The following is a 19,556-nucleotide window of genomic DNA, read 5'->3' as shown; positions in this document are numbered from 1 at the left end:
CCCCGCCGTCATCCCAAAACCGAGGAACGAGGTGTTTGGGATCCATACTTGCTTAAATACTCACTTCGCTTGATAGAAAACTCTCGGTTTTATATTTACCAGATCTTGAACAGGCTGATAGCTCACTCAAGAGCAACAAGCTTGCGTATTCTATGTCTCTTTATGGTGTAAATCTAAGCGCTGTTTTGCTTTGGCTATAGAATGATGAAGACGCTGTTCCAACTGCTCCATAGACACTAAGTTGGTCAAATACTCCGCCACATGAATATCGCCTTTATCCAAACCGAGTAGTTCGATCTGCTCTTGTTTTTTACTGGTGCAAAGAATGATCCCTAAAGGTGGATTTTCATCTTCCTCTACTTCATATTTATTGAGCCAGCTCAAATACAGCTCCATTTGACTTTTATGGCTATGCTTAAATTTTTCGAGCTTCAAATCGATCGCCACTAACCGCTTTAACTTACGGTTATAAAACAATAAATCAATATAAAAGTCATCATGGTCTATCTGAATACGCTTTTGTCGTGCGATAAAGGTAAACCCTGAGCCCAGCTCTAGCAAAAACTGCTCAATATCGCGTAAAATCGCATCTTCAAGATCTTTTTCCAAGTACCGATCATTCAATTCTAGAAAGTCCAACATATAAGGATCTTTTAAAACAAGGGCCTGATTAAACTCCCCAGATGATCTTAATTCTGCTAACTCTGCCGATATTGCTTCATCAGGCTGCTTAGCTATGGCAGTGCGCTCAAACATGACAGCACCAATACGCTCATCTAATGTACGAGTCGACCATCTCTCTTGTACTGCCATAGTGGTATAAAAATCCCGCTTTAGCGGTTCATCAATGCTACTTAGGATAACAAAGTGGCTCCAACTCAATTGTGCAGACACTGTCTGCACAATTGATAAATCAGGAAACACATCATAAAACTTAACCATCTGTAGTAAATTGCGTTGGCTCCAACCTCGGCCATACTCCGCAGTGAGGGATTTGGATAATTTAGACACCACCTGCTTACCATAGTCTGCCCGCTGCCCACCGAGCACTTCTTGATTAATTCGCTGCCCAACATGCCAATACAGTAGCGTCAACTCGTTATTCACTGCGATCGCTGCTCGCTGTTTTGCATGCGCAATAAGTTGTGAAATATCAGAGACAAAACTACCGCTATCCGGTTGTATATTAATGGTCATTTCAGGCCTTAAGTGAAAATATTTAAGCCTATTAAGTTTAACGTTTTAAATCACCTTGAGCCAGTTCTGCTCTAAGAGAAGTGCCTGATGTTTCGCCATTTATAATTACAAACACGCAAATATAAAGAGCCCCCAACTTAATAGCTTAACTTGTTGGCTGCTTTTCAAGCGTATTAATACTAACATGAGGCCATTGAATTAAGCCCTGTCCCTCTTTTCTTTTAAAGAAATCCAGCATTACAATTTGCGAGTATTGTAATAACATCTTAGGCTCACCATTGGGGTGTTTTTCTGTTAGTTCATATATCCACAGTGTCGCTTCAACTTGCCCAGCATTCGCTTGACGAACCACAAAAGGAATATTATTTACTCCTCCCGTTGCTAATGTTGAGTCCACTTTTAGTTGCGTTACATTGGCGATTTTACCTTGCTGAAAAAAAGGTAAAATTGCTTTATTCAGCAAATCATTGGGCTGCGTTGGGTCAAATACATTTTCAAATAAGTTATTGTGAAAATGCAGGTAAGGTTTCAAATAAGGGTTAGCTTCTAAGTTTTGATCGACGCCAATAGGTAAACCACTTATTTTCGGTATTTCAAACCCAGTTTGGCTCTGTGCGCTTGTACCCAAAGCCATTAATGAATCCCCATGGGGAATACTTGAAAGGCGGGCAATATTTAAGTCGTCCGTGGTGTGGTTTTTCATATATAACCACAGCCCTGGCTCATGATGAATAGCAAGCCCAGCCTCCCCTGCAAGCCCTGAGTCAGGAAAGTCAGCAGCGGCAATTTGCTCTATTTGCTGAACATAATCAATTGTTTCTACTTCTTGATCACCATTAACGCCCCTATTTGGCACGTTTTTATCAACTAATTGAAAGGTAAGTGTTTCGTTATACTGGTTATTTAAAAGTCGATAATCAAGTTCACCAGTCGGAAAAGGAAGGGCTATCATATTCCACCCATGCCCACTAAATTGTCCGGTATTTTTCCATACGCCGGGAAGATGAGTAAAAGGCCCGAGCGCTTCTTCTGATCCCGTTGCTTTTTTTAGTACTCTTTGTGACGGTTTTTGCTGCTCGTTGACTGAATTTGACATACTTAGCTCCTACTATTTAAAAATGCATAGCCGATAGAATATCGGGCCCCTATGCATCTTATGGTTGTAGCAAGTAAACAATCATTTTGGTATTACAGTGGATTACAACTTGAATGGCTTTGAGCATAAATTGAAAAGCCCGCATGTCTATATACGGGCTTCACAGTATAAAGTTTCGACATTGTTGACCGAATGTATCAAAACATAGCGACTACTTAAGCTGCTGGCTCACATATTACCCAGTTCAATCATCATCGCAGTATACATGCGCAAATTCAGTTCGATTTGCTCAACCGTTAAATATTCATGCTCAGAATGGCCGGTATACTTTTTGCCGGGCATAGATGGGCCAAAACTGACTGCATTATCAAATAACTTAGCATTGGTACCGCCACCAATAGAGACAAAGCTCGCATCTTCATCATTTGTGTAATGCTTAAATATATCGAGTAACTTTTGCGCATGTGGCGCGTTGTCTAGCAGCATAGGTTCACCCAATGACACTTCTATATTTGCAAGCGTTACACCGTGTTGCTTTTGCCACTGAGTTAGCGCCGTATTAATTTGCTCCGATAATTCAACAGCTTCTTTGCCAACGGGTCGACGTAAATTAATCGCCAGCTCAATGGCAGTGCCTTTACGTTCTATCACGGTTGGAGACACGGTCATCGGCCCCATAAAGTCATGCTTATACGCAATCTCACCAAACTGCTTACCATGTAAGTCCAAGCCAATTAACTGGTTAATAAAAGTAATTGCTTGCCCATCACTGTTCTTTTCAAGCTTAACCTCGCTAAACAACGCTGCCAAATGCGTAATGGCATTAACCCCAGAAGCGGGCTCTGAAGAATGAGCAGAGACGCCCTTACTGATTACCTTCACCCCACCATCAACAGGGGTAAACTCGAACTTAGCCGTACTTAGCTCAGCCGCCTTTGCTTTTATTTGTGCCATTATTTCGTCGCTGGCATTGTGCACAATCACGCTGGCATCTTCGGGAATTTGACTTTTAAATGCCCCACCTTTGAGCTGTGATACATACATATCGGTTTGCGATGAAGATGCATCAAAGGTCGGTGCAACTAAACTCCAACCTTTTTCTGCAACCACCACAGGGTAACTGGCATCAATCGTAATGGCATACTTTGGCTGTTCATAAGTTTTCATAAACGCTTTGAGAGGTGCCCAATCAGATTCTTCAGCTAAATAGATCATTAACTCTATGCGGTTTTCGAGTACAAGACCTTGGTCTTTTATTGCCTTCATCGCATACAGTGCCGTCGCAATTGGGCCTTTGTCATCTTCAGTCCCCCGCGCGATCAGCTTGCCAGGCTCAGATGTCATATCCAATATATACGGGCTTTTTTGCCACTTTTTAGAGTCTGCTGGTTGCACATCGCCATGTGTCACAACGGTTACTTTTTCATCTTGCTGACCGAGTCCAATTAATACCGTGTAACCCAAATCTTGGTAGTCTAACCCCAGCTCTGCGGCTTTCATTTTTAATAATTGTTTAAAGCCTATAAAATGCGGATTATCAGGAGCTGATATACCTGGTTCATTAACAGTTGGAAACGACACCATATTCGACAAGGTATGGATCTGAGCCTGTTGATAGGTGTCCACTGCGTAATCGGCAACCCTTTTACTGGTGTCTTGTAACGTTGCCTGCACACTGCACGCAATAAGCGATATCGCACATAAAGAAAGTCTTTTCACTTGGTTCCCTTCAATAAAAATGGGGGCTAAGCCCCCGTTAACAATGACCGTATTGATTATCTATTTTTGCGCATTGATCCATTGCTGCACGTCAGCTTCGACAATGGCTAATGGCCGTGCACCTTTTAATAATATAACGTCATGAAACGCTTTTATATCAAATTGCTCACCCAACGCATTTTTTGCCATATTGCGTAGTTCAACCAATTTTAGCATCCCGAGCTTATAACCAAGTGCTTGTCCTGGCCATGCGATGTAACGGTCAATCGCAGAGGTTACATCACTCATCGCAGAGCCCGTCGCTTGCGCAAAATATTCAATTGCCTGCTGACGAGTCCACTTTTTATAATGAAGTCCGGTATCAACCACCAAACGTGCAGCGCGGTATGCTTCAGCTTGTAATCGCCCTAAATCACCAAATGGGTCGTTTTCATACATGCCCATTTCATAAGCAACTAACTCAGAGTAAAGCGCCCACCCTTCAATATATGCATTAAACGAGGCATTTTGCCGCATTAAGCCAATATCGGTTTGCAACATATTTAAGGCAATTTGGAAATGATGACCTGGCACTGCTTCATGGTAAGTCAGCGTTTTTAAACCAAAACTCGGTACCGCTTTCATATCTTTTAGGTTTATGGCAAAGACCCCTGGGCGGCTGCCATCTAATGAGGGGCCATAGTAATACCCGCCTGGCGCTCCTGCTTCAACTTCTTTTGGAATGCGTTTTACTTCCACTTCTTGTGGTGGCAGGGTAGAGAATAAATTAGGGGCCTTTTCGTTAATTGTTGCAATCTCCCCCCGTAAAAAGGTCAGTAACTTTTCTCGGCCTTCATCCGAGTCTGCGAATAAAAAGCGTGGCTCATCATTCAATTTTTGCATTCGCTCACTCACAGAGCCTTCGCGATAACCATTCTCTTTTAAAATCTCATCCATACGCTGAGTAATACGTGATACCTCTTGAAGACCAACCTCATGTATTTGTTCAGCGGTCATCGTCGAATCGGCAAGATAGGTTATTTCATGCTGGTAAAATGCTTCTCCATTAGGCTGTGCCCAAATACCGACCTCAGTGGGTGCTTTGATTTCTAATTTTTTCATCGTGTTAATTACACGGGTAAAGGCAGGGTAAATCTCTTGCTCCACAATACGCTGTGCTTTTTTTACCAACACAGTCTTCGCAGGTTCATCAATCCCTTGTGCACCTTCTAACTTCTCAGCTAACGACGTAACCAATGGATGCTCACCAGCTGCAGGGGCTATAAAGTTATTTAGGTAACCAAAGGTATTTGCAAATAGTGGTTTTGGTAAAATAATGCCCTTATCTGCATCCGCCAGTGCTTTTTCTCTTACTTGATCCGTTAACACAGCGAACGCTGAAAGGCGTTTAATATAGTCTGTTGCCTCTGGTGCGTTACTGATCCCATGCTGCTCTTTTAAAATATTTGGGATCTCAACCAAAGGGCCTGCTAATTGATTTATGATGTAAGGTAAATGGCCGCCCCAAGTATCAATATAGCCTCCACTAAACTTTGCATCACCTGCATAGTAGCGCGCTATAACTTCATTAACACTCACATGTAATCTATCGCTTGATGATAAGTTTTCACTTTGCAGTTGTTTAAGCTGATCTGCCGCTTTGTTCATATCAATTTGCAACGCTTGCATACCGGCAACAGAATAATTTGGCAACCGTTCAGAATAACGACCATATTGCTCATCCGTCAGTTTAAGCGATGTCGCAAGCCCAGGTTGATGCCCAATGAAGTCACGCGTGTATTGCGTAACAACAGTATCAACAGTTGCACGGCTTATGACTTGTTCAGAACCACCACTGGATAATGACGAATTGCGTTCACTCGAACAACCAGCGAGAACGGCAATTACAGCCAGTGAAAGTAAGCTTTTTTTAATCATAAATAAGGTCCTTAGCATAATGAACGTACTGAGATTTTTATTGTTTTTAATACAGTCATTATAGTGTGTTTTGGTCAATGGTTTGGAAGCTGGCTTAGCAATACCACTTAGTGTATGCAATATACAAATCTATGCGATTAATGACCAATCATTTGAGTTGTAGTGCAATGATGTCTGCCAATTCAGTGATGGCGTCACGCCACTGGATAGTGTCATGAAAATTCGCCAGACTAAAGCGGATGCAGTGCTCAAACTGTCGGTTTGTTGCAAATAGCCGTCCCGGTAAAATGCTGATCCCTTTTACCAATGCTTGGCGGTATACACGATAGCCGCACACGCTGCTCGGTAAGACTAACCAACATAAAAATGACCCCTTAGGCATAGTCAGTTGGTAACCTCCTTTCAACACGCAGTGGCTATCTAACGCTTGCCTTAATAACTTGCAAAACTGTTGATTATTTTCTTGATACAATTTTTGAGCGCGCCTTAAGTGCTGCTTATATTTTCCTGTAGATAAAAAGTCAGCCACTGCGGATTGGATCAAGTTGTGTCCCCCCATACTTTCACTGATCAGTCGCTTACTGATACTTGCTTGATACTTATGAGAAACGACCCAACCAATACGCAATCGAGAATCAAGCGTTTTTGACAATGAACTCACATAAATCACCGACTCGTTCTCATCCATCATTTTTAAACTAGGTAAGGGCTTAGCATAAGCCAATCCACCAAACACATCGTCTTCAATAATTGAAATACCTTTACATACCTCTAATAGCCTTTTCCTGCTTGGTACTGGCATCAATGCACCAGAGGGGTTACTAAAGTTTGGGGTGACCAATACCGCTTTAATTGGCCATTGCTGTAGCGCACTTTCTAACGCGTTAATATCCATGCCTGAGACAGTATCACAGGGGATCTCTAGTACTTTCAACCCGAGGGACTCCAACATCAGCAACAAGCCAAAATAACAAGGGGTTTCTATGGCAACAATGTCTCCAGGGCTGGTGATGGCTCGAAATGCTAAACTGATTGCTTGCTGTGCCCCATTGGTTATTACAATATCGCTCGGTTTACTCGAAATTCCATTTTGTTCTGTTATTTTAAGCACTTGCTTTAATAGGTTTGTATCACCAGGGGGCAGTTGATAGTGACTTGGAGTATGAGTTTGCCGACGACTATGACGACCAATTTCCGCATAAAGTTGCTTTACCGCTGGCAGCTCACTGCTTGGGTGTGCTGATCCTGCTGGCATAACATGGCGTTCTTTAGATACCGTCAGCACCTCTTTAGCAACCGACAGTAAATCAACATCAGTTGGCGGGGCCAGCGCCGTACTTTCTTGCTTCGCGAGTACATTCACTCGGTAACCTGAACGCGCGACGCTATACACCATATCCTGTGCTTCTAGTATCTCATACGCTCTGATCACAGAGTTTTTGCTCACGGTAAGCAGCTCGCTCAGCACTCTGATCGAAGGCAGCTTTTCACCGGCTTCAAAACGCCCCTGTTCAATCGCATCTGTTATATAGTTCATAACCTGACGATATTTAAATGCACTTACTTCAGGTGCTACGAAAGGCTCATCTGTACCCTCAAAAACATTCAAAACTGTGCCTATCATTTCATTCTGTGCCCACTTAAAGTTACGACATGTGTATTCTTTAAGCCAGAATTATTTATATGATCATTAGACTTATTCCGTTCATCTTTGTATTACTTTGGGGATCGGGCTTTATCGGAGCAAGGTTTGGACTGACATATGCTGAACCTGCCACATTTTTGAGTATTCGTATGTGTATTAACATACTATTTTTTATTGCTTTAGTCGCACTTCTAAAGACGCAGATACCTAAAGGTAAGGTGTTTTGGCATAGCTGTGTTGTCGGGTTATTAATACATGGCCTTTATTTAGGTGGCTCATTTAAAGCGTTATCACTTGGCATGCCCGCAGGCCTTAATGCGCTTTTGGTCGGTATTCAGCCAATACTCACCGCTTTTTTACTTATTTGCTTCTCCAATAAGCGGTTTTCAACAACCCAATGGATCGGGTTATTATTAGGCTTTGTTGCAATCGCACTGGTACTGCACGGAAATATCCAATGGCAAAATACCGCACATCGTCACTTTGCCATTGGGATGAGTCTGGTTGCACTTTTGGGGATCACATTAGGGACGCTTTATCAAAAACGCTTTTGCCAAGATGTCGACCTCGTCGCCGGTACCATGGTGCAATACGTCGCTGCGAGTGCCTTATTCATACCTTGGGCATTCTCATTTGAAACGATGCAAGTACAGTGGACAGCTGAATTTATTGCCACGCTCATTTGGTTAGTATTGGTGCTCTCGGTTGCAGCAATCCTACTACTTTTATATATGGTCAAAGAAGGCGAGTCTGAAAAAGTAGCATCCGTCTTTTATTTAGTCCCCCCAGTCACTGCATTGCAAGCATGGCTCGCTTTTGACGAAACATTTGATATATATGGTGTCTGTGGTTTTATCTGTGCCGCACTCGCAGTCTATTTAGTGGTAAAAAAACCACGTCTGCCTTCACAACTGAGACCAAGTTATAAAACACAGATATAACAAACAGTCTATTACACACCAAATGCCCTATAAGCACTCTAAAAAAGTCTCTTATACGGCATCTGGCAATAAAACGTAAAAATAAAACCCTGTAATGATTAACTCACATAGCGTACATTAAACGTTATAATTAAACACAATGTATATTTTAGAGTTTATAAACTAAATTCTATATATTTATTTTTATGAGTAAAAGTGATGAATTTAGATAAATCAACAAAACGCATTGCCAAAAAAGTAAAAAATGGATTTCAAGGATACCCGAAAATTTCTTTGACATATTATGGGCAGTCAAGTGAACTTGCTAACAAAGTGGTTGTAGAGTTTATTAGTGAAGAAGGTGCAGCTCCGCAAAGCCAGACTTTTTTGAGTAATACAGATGCTAAAAAAGATGAGACTATTCAAACTACTTTAGTAAAAGTGATTGAGCGTGCTAATGCAAAAACCGTATTAGAAGCAAAGGAGATCACAGTTGAAGTCGCTGAATAATTAACTAGGTTTAGAATCACAAAATACAATGTGTTAAGTGAAACTTCCACTAAACACATTGTTGTATATAAAAATTAATTCTACCTAAACCATTAAAAATTAACGCAATTTAAACTGCTCTACGCTGCCTTTTAAGTCATGCGCCAATTGGCTTATTTCATTACAAGCGATCGAAGTTTGCCCTGCCCCTTCGGTCATTTCTGCACCCGCCATGTTAATATTTTCGACATTCTTGTTAAGCTCTTCAGAAACGACTCTTTGTTGATTACAGGCAGTCGCTATTTGGCCACTCATTCCGGCGATACGATCTATCTCCTGCTCTATTTCACCAATTAACTCGCTCGCTTTGTTCGTATGTGTCACACAGTTTGAAATACCATCTTGACACAAACGCGTCGCACTGCCCGCTTCTTTCGATTTAGATTGTAATTCATTCACTATTTCAATAATTTGTGTTGTAGATTCTTGGGTGCGCTTAGCCAATGAACGTACCTCATCTGCTACGACAGCAAAACCTCGGCCTTGCTCACCTGCACGTGCTGCTTCAATCGCTGCGTTTAATGCCAGTAAATTGGTTTGTTCAGCAATTTCGCGAATAACATCCACCACCATGTTGATGTTCTGTGAATCTTTTTCTAGTTCATTAACCAACTGATCAGCCTGCCCTACAGCATCAGCCACGCTCATTATATGTGTAATATTATCAGCCAATGCCATACTGCCTTGACGTGCCTGCGTATTAGCTAAATTAGCAGACTCTGCACCGGCCTCAGTATTGATAGCCACCTCAGCTACTGCTGCTTGCATTTGCGTCATGGCCGATGCCACTGACGTTAATTCAGATTGCTGCGCAGTCATTCCACTAGCATTATGCTTTGACACCATACTGACTTCTTCCACAGCGGTTGTCAGCTGAATCGCCGAGTCATTGATCCCATTAACTAAGTTATTTAATTGATCTCGCATTTGGGTTAATGCACACAGTAATCGTTCAAACTCATTATGACCGAACTGACGAACCTCACCATTACTACTTAAATCCCCCTGCGCAATAGTTTGAGCTAAATCAACAGCTTGCGCTAGTGGTTTGCGAATGACATTATTTAATGTAATACAACACACCACAACTAACAACAGAGTGATAATTGAACATATGATAATAGTCATAGTGGTATGAGATAAGGTATTAAGTGCTGAACTTTCAGCTAACTCTACGTTTTCTTTGGTTAATTCTGCCAAATCATTTAGCTCAGAAATTGCTAAGCTATAGCTCGCAAAGCTCTCTAATATAAGCGTTGTTGCTTGCTCAAACTCTTTACGATTTAATAAGCTATTATATGACTGAGTCTCATTTTGATGCCTGCGCCACGCACGCTTGAATGCTAAAAATACTTGTTGTTCAGCATGTGATGTGTGTAATTGTTCATACCCATTAATTTTACCCGAGATCTGAAATTTCAACTCATGGAGGTTCTTTATCCACAGTTTAAAATCGGGGTGATTTACGTTCGTGACAATCAGAAATTCATCTTTTCTTGCAGTCGTTAAATCAAGCTGAAGTTCTTTGACTAATTCGAGTGAAGGAATACTGGTTTTAACAATTGATTCAACATCAAGGCTCAAACTTCTTACACCAGAAAACGTTAATGCACACAGTACAGCAACCACAACAAATACAAGCGTAAAGCTGGTTACTACCTGCTTAGCAATAGACATATCCCTAATATTCATAAATAACGCACAACTCCAAATTATCAATTAAAATTTTTAAGGAGCGGGATCATATATAAAAAAAGAATAAAGGAAAGAAAAATATTATAAAGAATTAAGGGGAAGGAAAATTAACAAAACATAAAAACGCAAAAATCAGGTAGCTTTGTTCAGTTACCCGCTAAATATTGCATGTTTACTCACCTATACAGCATTAAAATTATTATATTAAAAGTAATAAATTAACAATTCCAGCAACAATAAAGTATTGAATATAAAATTAAGAAAGTATGTAGGGCAGAGTTGTATCAAGAAGGTTAATTTAAATAGTGAAAAGGCTTAAGAGAAAACTCTTAAGCCTCTAATTATTAATTGATTAATTAACTTTAGTACCTAAGTCAATTAAACCAAGGTCAGCTGAAATAACCGTACCTTGTTGACGCAGTGTATTAACCACCTCTGTCAAATTAGTCTGTGAAGACGTCACAACATAGAATGACTTATACGCTTGCTTAAGTGTCAAACCATGTGCTGCAGCTACTTTATCCGCATCTGCAAATGTTGCCAATTCGACGATCACTTCACCTGTTGCTTTGAAAGCACTTAGACCATTCTCACCTACGATGATCTGACCTTTCTCAACACTTTGACCGTCATTAACCGTACCAAACTGGCCACCTTGTGCCAGTAGCACACTGACATCTTGCACTGAATGTTGCGCCAATTCTTCATTTGACACGGCCGTGTTTGCTAGCGCCACTGAAGATACTGTCATTGCAGCAATTACTAATAGTTGTTTCATATACATCTACCCCTTAGTGACCATAAATTCTTAAAGACCAATCTTTCAATACACCATCTACTGCATTGTTGGCTGTATTCGTTCTGAACAAACCAATATTTTGGTTATAGATTAAAGTACTGCTGGTACCTTTATCAGTATCAATTACTTTGATTGTCCAGTTACCTTGAGATTGCTCACCATAGAAGTGGTGACTCAGCATGATAGAATTAGTGAAACCACCATCTGTACCATTTAAGAAACCAGTTCGTGCACTTAATACCACACTACGAGTACCTGATGGTGAAGTGAGTTCTACTGCAATATCACGTAAACGCTCATGGTCAACGTTCAATTTCAACTGAACCGCTTCAATCGTTAAGTTTTCTTCAACAACCGTTGTGCTTTGCGCACCCGCTAAACTTGCATCTGGGATAGCAACATTCGCTTCTTGTAACTGCCACTGCGTTGTTTGCAACTCAGGCAATGAAACACCGGTAAACAATGCTTTATATACAGCATCATCAATATTAAATGCGCCTAAGCCATAAAAGTTATGGAAGTTATAACCTGCCGCATTTGTTTGCCATGCAGGGATTGCATCGTAGCTAACTTGTTCACCCGTAGCTGATTCAAAGTTAATTGATACACCATCATGCGTAGGGTCAGTTTTGCGTGCCGTTGAAGCAAGAATATGACGTACTGTACGAGAATCAAGCGCTGGGTTTGCAGACATAACCGTTGCAATTGCACCCGATGCATTTGGTGCAGCTGATGATGTACCATTCATTGTGCCGCGATAGTCACAATTAGGGTCTAGTTCAGCACCACCATGTAACGCATTTTTATGTGCACCAGTAACATTACCACCCTTGTCACAGCCAGTTAAGTCAACCGTAACCATTGCAGGTCTGTCTTGACCATACTCACCACCTGGTGCTGATAAAAATACATTCGCACCAACAGAAGAGTATGAAGATAGCTTACCATCAGCATTCAATGCTGATACGACTAGGTTCCAATTAGTGGTATTACTTGACGTAATATTCGCATCGTGGAATGGCAGCCCTTGGTTATTAAAGAACTGATTGTTCTCATAAGGTAAAACTAAAAAACGAGTACCTTGAATATAGGCGTTGTAATTTCTGAAAGAGTTACCCGCAGATTTAACATATACCGCACCACGACCCCAATGGCTATCAAGTGTAATGTCTTGCATTACTTGCTCTTCTAGCGCAAAACGCGGGTTGTTTGCTAAAGTACCGTCAATGGGTGCTGATGGCGTACTACCATAACTTTGGTTAAATACGCGAGGATCTGTAAAGCGATCAAGTGCACGGAAATCTTCATTTAGGCCGTGAGACACCATCCATGATGTTACAGATTGCTCATCTAAAAAGTTGAAACCAACTAAGTTTGCATAAGGTGCTACACCACGTCCACCAAGGCCATTACCTTCTTCAGCGGCAATCAAACCAGCAACAGCAGTACCGTGACCATTGTTATCTGTAGGGAAGTCACTGCCGTCAACTAGGTTTTTAGAACCCGGTACAACGTTGTTAACTAGATCAGGGTGAGAAATCTCAACGCCCGTATCAATAACTGATACTGTGATACCGCGGCCTTTAATGCCCATACGGTCTGAAAAATCTAAATTAAGATCTTCACCTACTTGGCCAGCCGATAAAGAAAAGCCAGTTTGACCGGTGTTTTGTAAATGCCACTGTTGAAATGTCAGTGGATCTTTTTTTGTTAATTCTTGTGTTGGTGCTGTATTTGCATTGGCTGCACATGTTGCAGAAAGCACAGCAGCTGCAAGTATAGTTTTTTTATAAATCATCATTTCCCCTAGAATTATGCCCCGAAAGGGGAACTAAACATAACACCGTGATCACAATTCAGCAACAGTCAAAAGACACCGTTGTCATGTTAATATTTGCAATTATTCGAATTTACAGCAACTTAAAGTAAAAAATAAATTACAAAAAAAACATAAAACACACATAAAAACGTAAAAGAGGAACGTGATAAAAAAATTATCTCGCCATAATTTCCATTATTCACTCATTCACAATACAATGCGCAATCTAAACATGAGGAGTCATTAATGAACCGTAAAAAGAAGATTTACGAAAAGCTTAAAAAGAAAGATAAACGTGCGAATGCAAAATTACATAAAAGTAATAAACCACGTTACGTCTCTAAAGCAGACAGAGCTGAGCAAGTCGACAACACCGCAACACAAGATAACCTTTCTACTGAGTTGGCTGAGTGATCGCAGCCGCTGCTCCTTCACGGTAAAACAAATTGGAAACAAGAACTTTCAAAGAACCATTTAACGCTTCTCCAAAAATATGATGCTTTATTGAAGACTTTTCTATTCACCTCTTCAAACAGTCCTCTCGATGTATTTATTAGCAGATCTCATTGTTAATCCATTAAAGCTAAAAAGCGAACAAGAAAAGGTCTTTCTAGATCTAGTAGTTAACTATCTTAATAGTGTCTCGATGGTATTAGTATGTGATTCAACTGGTGGATTAACACCAATATGCAGAAAACTCTCTAAATTTTATATAAAGGAGTACAGGAACATATTACTAGCTGAAAGTATATCTCAGCTTTGCGCTAATTTTCGTCACTCACAGAAGAGATCTTATCGGGCCAAAATGTGCCAATAGTGGACCTTGAAGCGTAACTCGTTTCTACCCTAAAACGTGTTTAGGCGAATGCCTCAAAAGAATAGCGGCATTAGAAAATCATTTTTAAAACACTGTTTTTATGTCCAGTTGCTTTGTGTTTCTTCTATAGTCAAGAAAACGACCCATTGGGTCGTTTGTATCCTTTCCATAATTTCTACAATGATTAAAAATATATCTTTAGCAACAAGTTAGTTATTGTGATAGAACTGGTACAATGATCAAAATGACCCGAGGCTCGGTAGAAAAACGACCCATTGGGTCGATATTAAATTGTTATGCTAATAAAAACCAATATCATATTGAATAACTAATGGAGTATTTCAATTAATGTTTAAAAAACTAAAAGAGAATGCAGAGAAGCTAGCTAATTCAGCTAAAGAAAAAGCTAGTAATGTTGCGGATAAAGTAGAAGGTTGCATCCCTGAAGAAATAACAGATAGAATTAATGACGCTAAAATCTCAGTTGGAGAATCAATTTCTGATTTATCAGACAAAGCTGGGAATTTTCTAGATTCTAATCTCGAAGAAATAGAGAGTTATTGTTCTTGGTGTTTTGAAAAACATGGTTGTACTCCAAAAGAAAGAAACAACTTTACTAGAAATATTTATATCTGTAACGGCTGTGGTAAAGAAATTGTTAAGTGTCGCGCTTGTAACAATAAAGCAAAATTTGCCGGTGAAGAAAATACAGACAAAGATGATGTTGGTATTTGGTCAGGTAATTTTTGTTCTGTTCATGAAGGTACAATTGCAAAGTTTGAAACTCTTAATTGGAAACTTTCTACCATAGGTGAATACAGAGATATTGTAGAAAGAAAAGATAGAGATTATAAAAAAATAGGCACAACTGCCGCTTACACAATCGGCGGTGCTGCAGTAATAGCACCTTTAGCACTCGCTGCAGCCCCAGCTGTAGGTGGGGCGTTAGGCACTTCTTTGTTAGGATATAGTGGTGCAGCTGCAACAAATGCTGGTCTTGCTACTTTGGGTGGCGGCGCGTTAGCAGCTGGAGGTGCTGGAATGGCAGGAGGCGTAGCAGTAGTAACTGCTGCTGGTTCAGCTCTTGGAGGTAGATACGGAGCTGTCATATCAAATAGTTATTATGGTGATATTGATGGTTTTGAAATTATAAAAATTAAACCAGGTACACAACCTGCAATAATTTGTATAGATGGTTTTTTAACTGAAAAATCTAAGGAAGCATCAGGTAAATGGTTAGATGAACTGACAAACATTTATCCAGAGAATGAAATTTATTATGTGAAATGGGAAGCAAAGAGACTTCGAGATATTGCTAGCACTTTCAGCGCTATTGGTAGTAAAGAAATAGCTAAAAAAGGAGTATGGGGGTTAGCTAAATCTGCATCAAAAACCGCAGCAACCAAACTTGCTCCAGTAGGTTACGCTTTTCAAGCTCTTGGATTAGTTACAAATCCATGGTCTGTGGCTGGAGTGAAAGCTTACCAAGTAGGAGCTTTGTTATCAGATATTATTGCAAGAACTGATAAAGAGTATATTTTAATAGGACATTCCTTAGGAGCGAGAGTAATTTATTCATGTTTAGCTTCCCTAAAAACAAAAGATGAAGCTTTTATTAAAGATGTACATCTACTTGGAGGTGCCGTAAATAATAGCTGTTCAACTGATAAAGATACATCAAGCTGTGTAAATTGGTCAGGTATTGAAGACTCCGTATCTGGAAGTATCAATAACTACTTTAGTTCAAATGATTCTGTTTTAAAATATTTATATAAAGCAGGAGAGGGAGTTAAGTTCGATCTTGGTAGCCCTATTGGTAGGCATGGAATCAACAATCCAAAAATAAATAATGTAGATGTTTCTATCCATGTGAGCGGCCATTCAAAATATAAAGGGGAAATAGAAAATTTTATAACGCAGCCTAATCAATAAAAGCATAACAAATTGCCTCAGCGGAAAAACTACTCGCTCGCGCTCGCATTTTTCCGCTGAGCAATGGAGATTAAGATGACATATATGGACACTCCCGGTATGTCAAACAAAAACTGATTAAGATGACACCCACCCAAAAGTTAATTCCAATAAATAAGCCGCGTTCAATCTGAAATATCGTTTGGTTAGTAAAATTGAATCAAGTAAATGCGCTATAAGCTCCAAAATAGAGAAAAACTGAACTCATACCCAGTAATAAGGCACGGCTAACCCGCCAAGCTTGATATATTGGTTATATAGAGATTATCTTGATGGTCTAAAAATTAAGCCAGCAACCTTTCACACAAAACTGATTAAGATGACACCCACCCAAAAGTTAATTCCAATAAATAAGCCGCGTTCAATCTGAAATATCGTTTGGTTAGTAAAATTGAATCAAGTAAATGCGCTATAAGCTCCAAAATAGAGAAAAACTGAACTCATACCCAGTAATAAGGCACGGCTAACCCGCCAAGCTTGATATATTGGTTATATAGAGATTATCTTGATGGTCTAAAAATTAAGCCAGCAACCTTTCACACTGCTTATAGTTAGCCCGCCGTTTAATTTCCAGGCTCGCACAATAATTATCAAGCTTTTGAGGTCGCCCTACTGCACCGTGGAATACTCTGGTAAATTGCGTGGTGAGTTTTAGCCAGTTTTCCGGGGCTATGTTTAGTCTTTCTAAAATTGGGGAGTTGATTGGGCTTATAGCGCCTCGCTTATCTGCTCGCATACATCGGCCGGTTAATTCTACCAGCTCTAAGTATGACTTTAATTCAAACGGTAAACCTTTAGGCATGCGCTTTCGGGGGCTGCCTGCAAAACGCGCCAATTGTTTAGGTTGCTTGCCCTCTTTGGCATGTTCACAACGAGTTTTTACACTGGTGTAGTCTGAGGTTTCGGGTGTGTCAGCCATCTTTGCTCTGATTGGATTTAAATCGACATACGCCATACAAGCTGCCAGTGCCGCTTCATCGAGTAAGGCTTGTGATTTAAAGCGCCCTTCCCAAAATCTCCCAGTACAACCATCTTCTTTATTCGCTTTTCGGGCGATGCTTTCATTCAGTACCCGCATAAACCAACTGATACTCGCTAAACGTTCTCTAAATTGTTCAATGTCTTTATTTAAAAAGTATTGCTGTGCTGAGTCTAGACGCTCACCTTGAAGGGACTTATGAGACAGTATGGTACCTTTAAATAGCTTATGCCATCTGATAATAATCGCTTTATCACTCAGTCTTTTAGCTTTTATATCATCTACATAAAGCACAATATGAGTATGGTTACTCATCACCGCATACGCACACACATCAATACAAAATACTTTGGCAAGTTCCAGCAGTTTGTCTTCTATCCAGCCTCTTCTGTGTTCATACGATTGCCCTGTTACCTTATCTTCACCACACAAATACGCACGACGAACACACCGTGAAATACAATGGTAGTATTTGGTATCAGTTAAACTCACTTGTCTTTTTCGTGCTGTGGCCATAAGAGAAAGCGCCTATCTTTTAAGCTGAATCTATAAGATAGGCAATGAATGAAAAACAATCAATTTTGGGTGGGTGTCAGTTAAAATCAGTTAAAATCCGGCGTCAGTTAAAATCCGGCGAACACATCGTGAAATACAATGGTAGTATTTGGTGTCAGTTAAACTCACTTGTCTTTTTCGTGCTGTGACCATGAGGAAATTGCTTACCTTTTAAACTGAATTTAAAGGGTAGATGATGAATGAAAAACAGTCAATTTTGGATGGGTGTCAGTTTAAATTTTTTTATGGCGCATCGTCTGGCAAGATTAATGTGGATATTACTTCAAAAAAATGAATATTACCGCCCCATACGTTCATGCAACCAGGTTCAAGGTAATGTTTAAATACAAAGTTAGATTGGCAAGCAGCTCGTAAAAGACAAGGGTGACTTAACCCGAGTGGGTGTTGAGAGTACTTGCCAATCGCCTATCATTGTTCACTACAGTTAGATGAAAAAAGGCCTAGCCTGCCTATACAAAACCCGGCAAAGGCACGGTATATAAACCGCTTGGGTGTATTCAAATTAGGGTGTATAGGCTCGAAGCTCATTAGGGGCACTGAAATAACAGTTAAGCCCGGATATATGTCAGAGCAACGCTTTATTGCAAATGGGTCAAACGTCAAATAGTGGCAGCGACGAAATGAAAAAACGAGGTAGTTTGTTCTACCCCGCCAGAGTTATTTTGTTGAAACCTGTTTAACCTTAAGAGCTGTATTTCACTTGCCGTTAAGAGCTTTATAGGGGTTTGTAAATTCCTTGCTCACTATGATGGATACTTCGCAGCAATCACCCGGTTATAGTTGTTTATGTAAACGCAGCAAAACACTTGATGTGCAATATAGAAAGAGCGCTGGCAAAGGCTTTATAGATATCGTAGTCGATAGCACAGGCCTTAAAGTGTACGGAAATGGTGAATGGCATACGAGAAAACATCGAGCGACTAAGCGTCGAACTTGGCGAAAACTGCACTTGGCCGTAGATGCGACAAGTCACGATATTGTGGGTGCTGAGCTGTCGATGGTCAATGTGTCAGATGGAGAAGCCCTTGCCGATTTAATCAGGCCACTGCGTAGGAATATAGACAGAGTCACAGGTGATGGAGCATATGACACACGCAGTTGCTATGAGGAGGTCGCAGCAAAAAAAGCGATTATGCGGGTACCGCCAAGAGACAATGCCCAATACTGGGAAAAAGGACACCCCAGAAATAATGCCGTATTTATGATGCACCAAATAGGGTTAACGCAGTGGAAAGTGAATTCAGGGTACCACCTTCGTTCACTTGCCGAGACGGCGATGTATCGTTTTAAACAATTAATGGGTGATAAGCTAAAAAGTCGTCAATTTAATAGTCAGCATACTGAAACGATGATTAAAGTGAAGGCAATAAATAAAATGACTGGGCTAGGTATGCCCAAATATCAGCAACAGAGTTAAAGCTGAGAAATTGATTGGTAGTTAGCTATTTGATCAACAAGGCCTATTTTGTTTGACATACCGGGAGTGTCCATATATGTCAATTAAAATTTATTCAAACGACTGTCACTTATAACGCAACATTTTATTAAACTGCGGGCAAGGCGTAGCATATTGCTTTTGAATAGCTACGGTTATTTTTCCTGATTTGCTACTACAGCCTTGCTTAGGTTTAGGAGCTGCGACAAAAAAGCCTAAACCTAACTTCGCCCGCATACATAGTTTTATTACACATCGAATAGCTGGCTTGGGGTTTTACCTACCGACCATAATCAACCCTCTAAGCATATAGTAGTAATAAAAAATAATATGGAAGCAATGAAGTTAATGGACGACATTACTTGCTATAGCATTGAGACATCAAATAGTTTTTTAAAATACCGTTAGAATTCATTAACTTT

14 protein-coding genes and 1 pseudogene are annotated in these 19,556 nt (G+C 40.3%); 6 read left to right on the top strand and 9 right to left on the bottom strand.

What is annotated here, in order from left to right; genetic code table 11:
* Nucleotides 1-150 precede the first annotated feature (150 nt).
* The 5 genes from PCIT_RS23000 to PCIT_RS22980 all read right to left on the bottom strand — a co-directional run bounded on the left by PCIT_RS23000 (nt 151) and on the right by PCIT_RS22980 (nt 7,538).
* A complete protein-coding gene (locus PCIT_RS23000; protein ID WP_010367686.1) occupies nt 151-1,197 on the bottom strand; it encodes a PDDEXK nuclease domain-containing protein in 1,047 nt (348 codons plus the stop codon).
* 145 nt (nt 1,198-1,342) lie between these two features.
* A complete protein-coding gene (locus PCIT_RS22995) occupies nt 1,343-2,293 on the bottom strand; it encodes a heme-binding protein (protein ID WP_010367689.1) in 951 nt (316 codons plus the stop codon).
* 228 nt (nt 2,294-2,521) lie between these two features.
* Nucleotides 2,522-4,012 (bottom strand): dipeptidase, encoded by a 1,491-nt coding sequence (locus tag PCIT_RS22990; protein WP_010367691.1) that lies wholly within the window; start codon nt 4,010-4,012, stop codon nt 2,522-2,524.
* A gap of 60 nt (nt 4,013-4,072) precedes the next feature.
* The gene (locus tag PCIT_RS22985; RefSeq protein ID WP_010367693.1) at nt 4,073-5,929 is read right to left on the bottom strand and encodes a DUF885 domain-containing protein; all 1,857 of its coding nucleotides are present in this window, start codon (nt 5,927-5,929) and stop codon (nt 4,073-4,075) included.
* 148 nt (nt 5,930-6,077) lie between these two features.
* Nucleotides 6,078-7,538: an aminotransferase-like domain-containing protein gene (locus PCIT_RS22980; protein ID WP_202889060.1), complete on the bottom strand. Its 1,461-nt coding sequence runs from the start codon at nt 7,536-7,538 to the stop codon at nt 6,078-6,080.
* A gap of 74 nt (nt 7,539-7,612) precedes the next feature.
* On the opposite strand from PCIT_RS22980, the gene PCIT_RS22975 reads away from it, so the two are divergent.
* Entirely contained in the window at nt 7,613-8,515 is a 903-nt protein-coding gene (locus tag PCIT_RS22975; RefSeq protein WP_010367696.1) for a DMT family transporter, read from the top strand.
* A gap of 198 nt (nt 8,516-8,713) precedes the next feature.
* Entirely contained in the window at nt 8,714-9,004 is a 291-nt protein-coding gene (locus tag PCIT_RS22970) for a hypothetical protein (protein WP_010367698.1), read from the top strand.
* 99 nt (nt 9,005-9,103) lie between these two features.
* Here PCIT_RS22970 and PCIT_RS22965 read toward each other — a convergent pair whose 3' ends face one another.
* The 3 genes from PCIT_RS22965 to PCIT_RS22955 form a co-directional block, all read right to left on the bottom strand.
* Nucleotides 9,104-10,735, bottom strand: a complete 1,632-nt coding sequence (locus PCIT_RS22965; RefSeq protein ID WP_021032374.1) for a methyl-accepting chemotaxis protein — start codon at nt 10,733-10,735, stop codon at nt 9,104-9,106.
* A gap of 355 nt (nt 10,736-11,090) precedes the next feature.
* Nucleotides 11,091-11,516, bottom strand: a complete 426-nt coding sequence (locus PCIT_RS22960) for a hypothetical protein (protein ID WP_010367702.1) — start codon at nt 11,514-11,516, stop codon at nt 11,091-11,093.
* Nucleotides 11,517-11,529: 13 nt separating this feature from the next.
* Nucleotides 11,530-13,335 carry a S8 family serine peptidase gene (locus PCIT_RS22955; protein ID WP_010367704.1) on the bottom strand — a complete coding sequence of 602 codons (1,806 nt, stop codon included), beginning with the start codon at nt 13,333-13,335 and terminating at the stop codon, nt 11,530-11,532.
* A gap of 267 nt (nt 13,336-13,602) precedes the next feature.
* Between PCIT_RS22955 and PCIT_RS22950 the strand changes: the two genes are divergently transcribed.
* A complete protein-coding gene (locus PCIT_RS22950) occupies nt 13,603-13,770 on the top strand; it encodes a DUF2986 domain-containing protein (RefSeq protein WP_010367706.1) in 168 nt (55 codons plus the stop codon).
* A gap of 751 nt (nt 13,771-14,521) precedes the next feature.
* A complete protein-coding gene (locus tag PCIT_RS22945; protein WP_010367708.1) occupies nt 14,522-16,105 on the top strand; it encodes a DUF726 domain-containing protein in 1,584 nt (527 codons plus the stop codon).
* Nucleotides 16,106-16,664: 559 nt separating this feature from the next.
* Here the strand turns inward: PCIT_RS22945 and PCIT_RS22940 are convergent.
* A complete protein-coding gene (locus tag PCIT_RS22940; protein ID WP_192992840.1) occupies nt 16,665-17,639 on the bottom strand; it encodes a transposase in 975 nt (324 codons plus the stop codon).
* A gap of 793 nt (nt 17,640-18,432) precedes the next feature.
* On the opposite strand from PCIT_RS22940, the pseudogene PCIT_RS22935 reads away from it, so the two are divergent.
* A pseudogene (locus PCIT_RS22935) lies at nt 18,433-19,116 on the top strand (IS5 family transposase); the annotation flags it as partial.
* Between the two features lie 163 nt (nt 19,117-19,279).
* On the top strand, nt 19,280-19,447 hold the full coding sequence (locus PCIT_RS23370) for a DUF2938 family protein (RefSeq protein ID WP_084622662.1): 168 nt from the start codon (nt 19,280-19,282) through the stop codon (nt 19,445-19,447).
* Nucleotides 19,448-19,556: the final 109 nt, after the last annotated feature.

Source organism: Pseudoalteromonas citrea (genome assembly GCF_000238375.3).
Classification (GTDB): Bacteria; Pseudomonadota; Gammaproteobacteria; order Enterobacterales; family Alteromonadaceae; genus Pseudoalteromonas; species Pseudoalteromonas citrea.
This window is presented reverse-complemented; position numbering and strand designations above follow the sequence as displayed.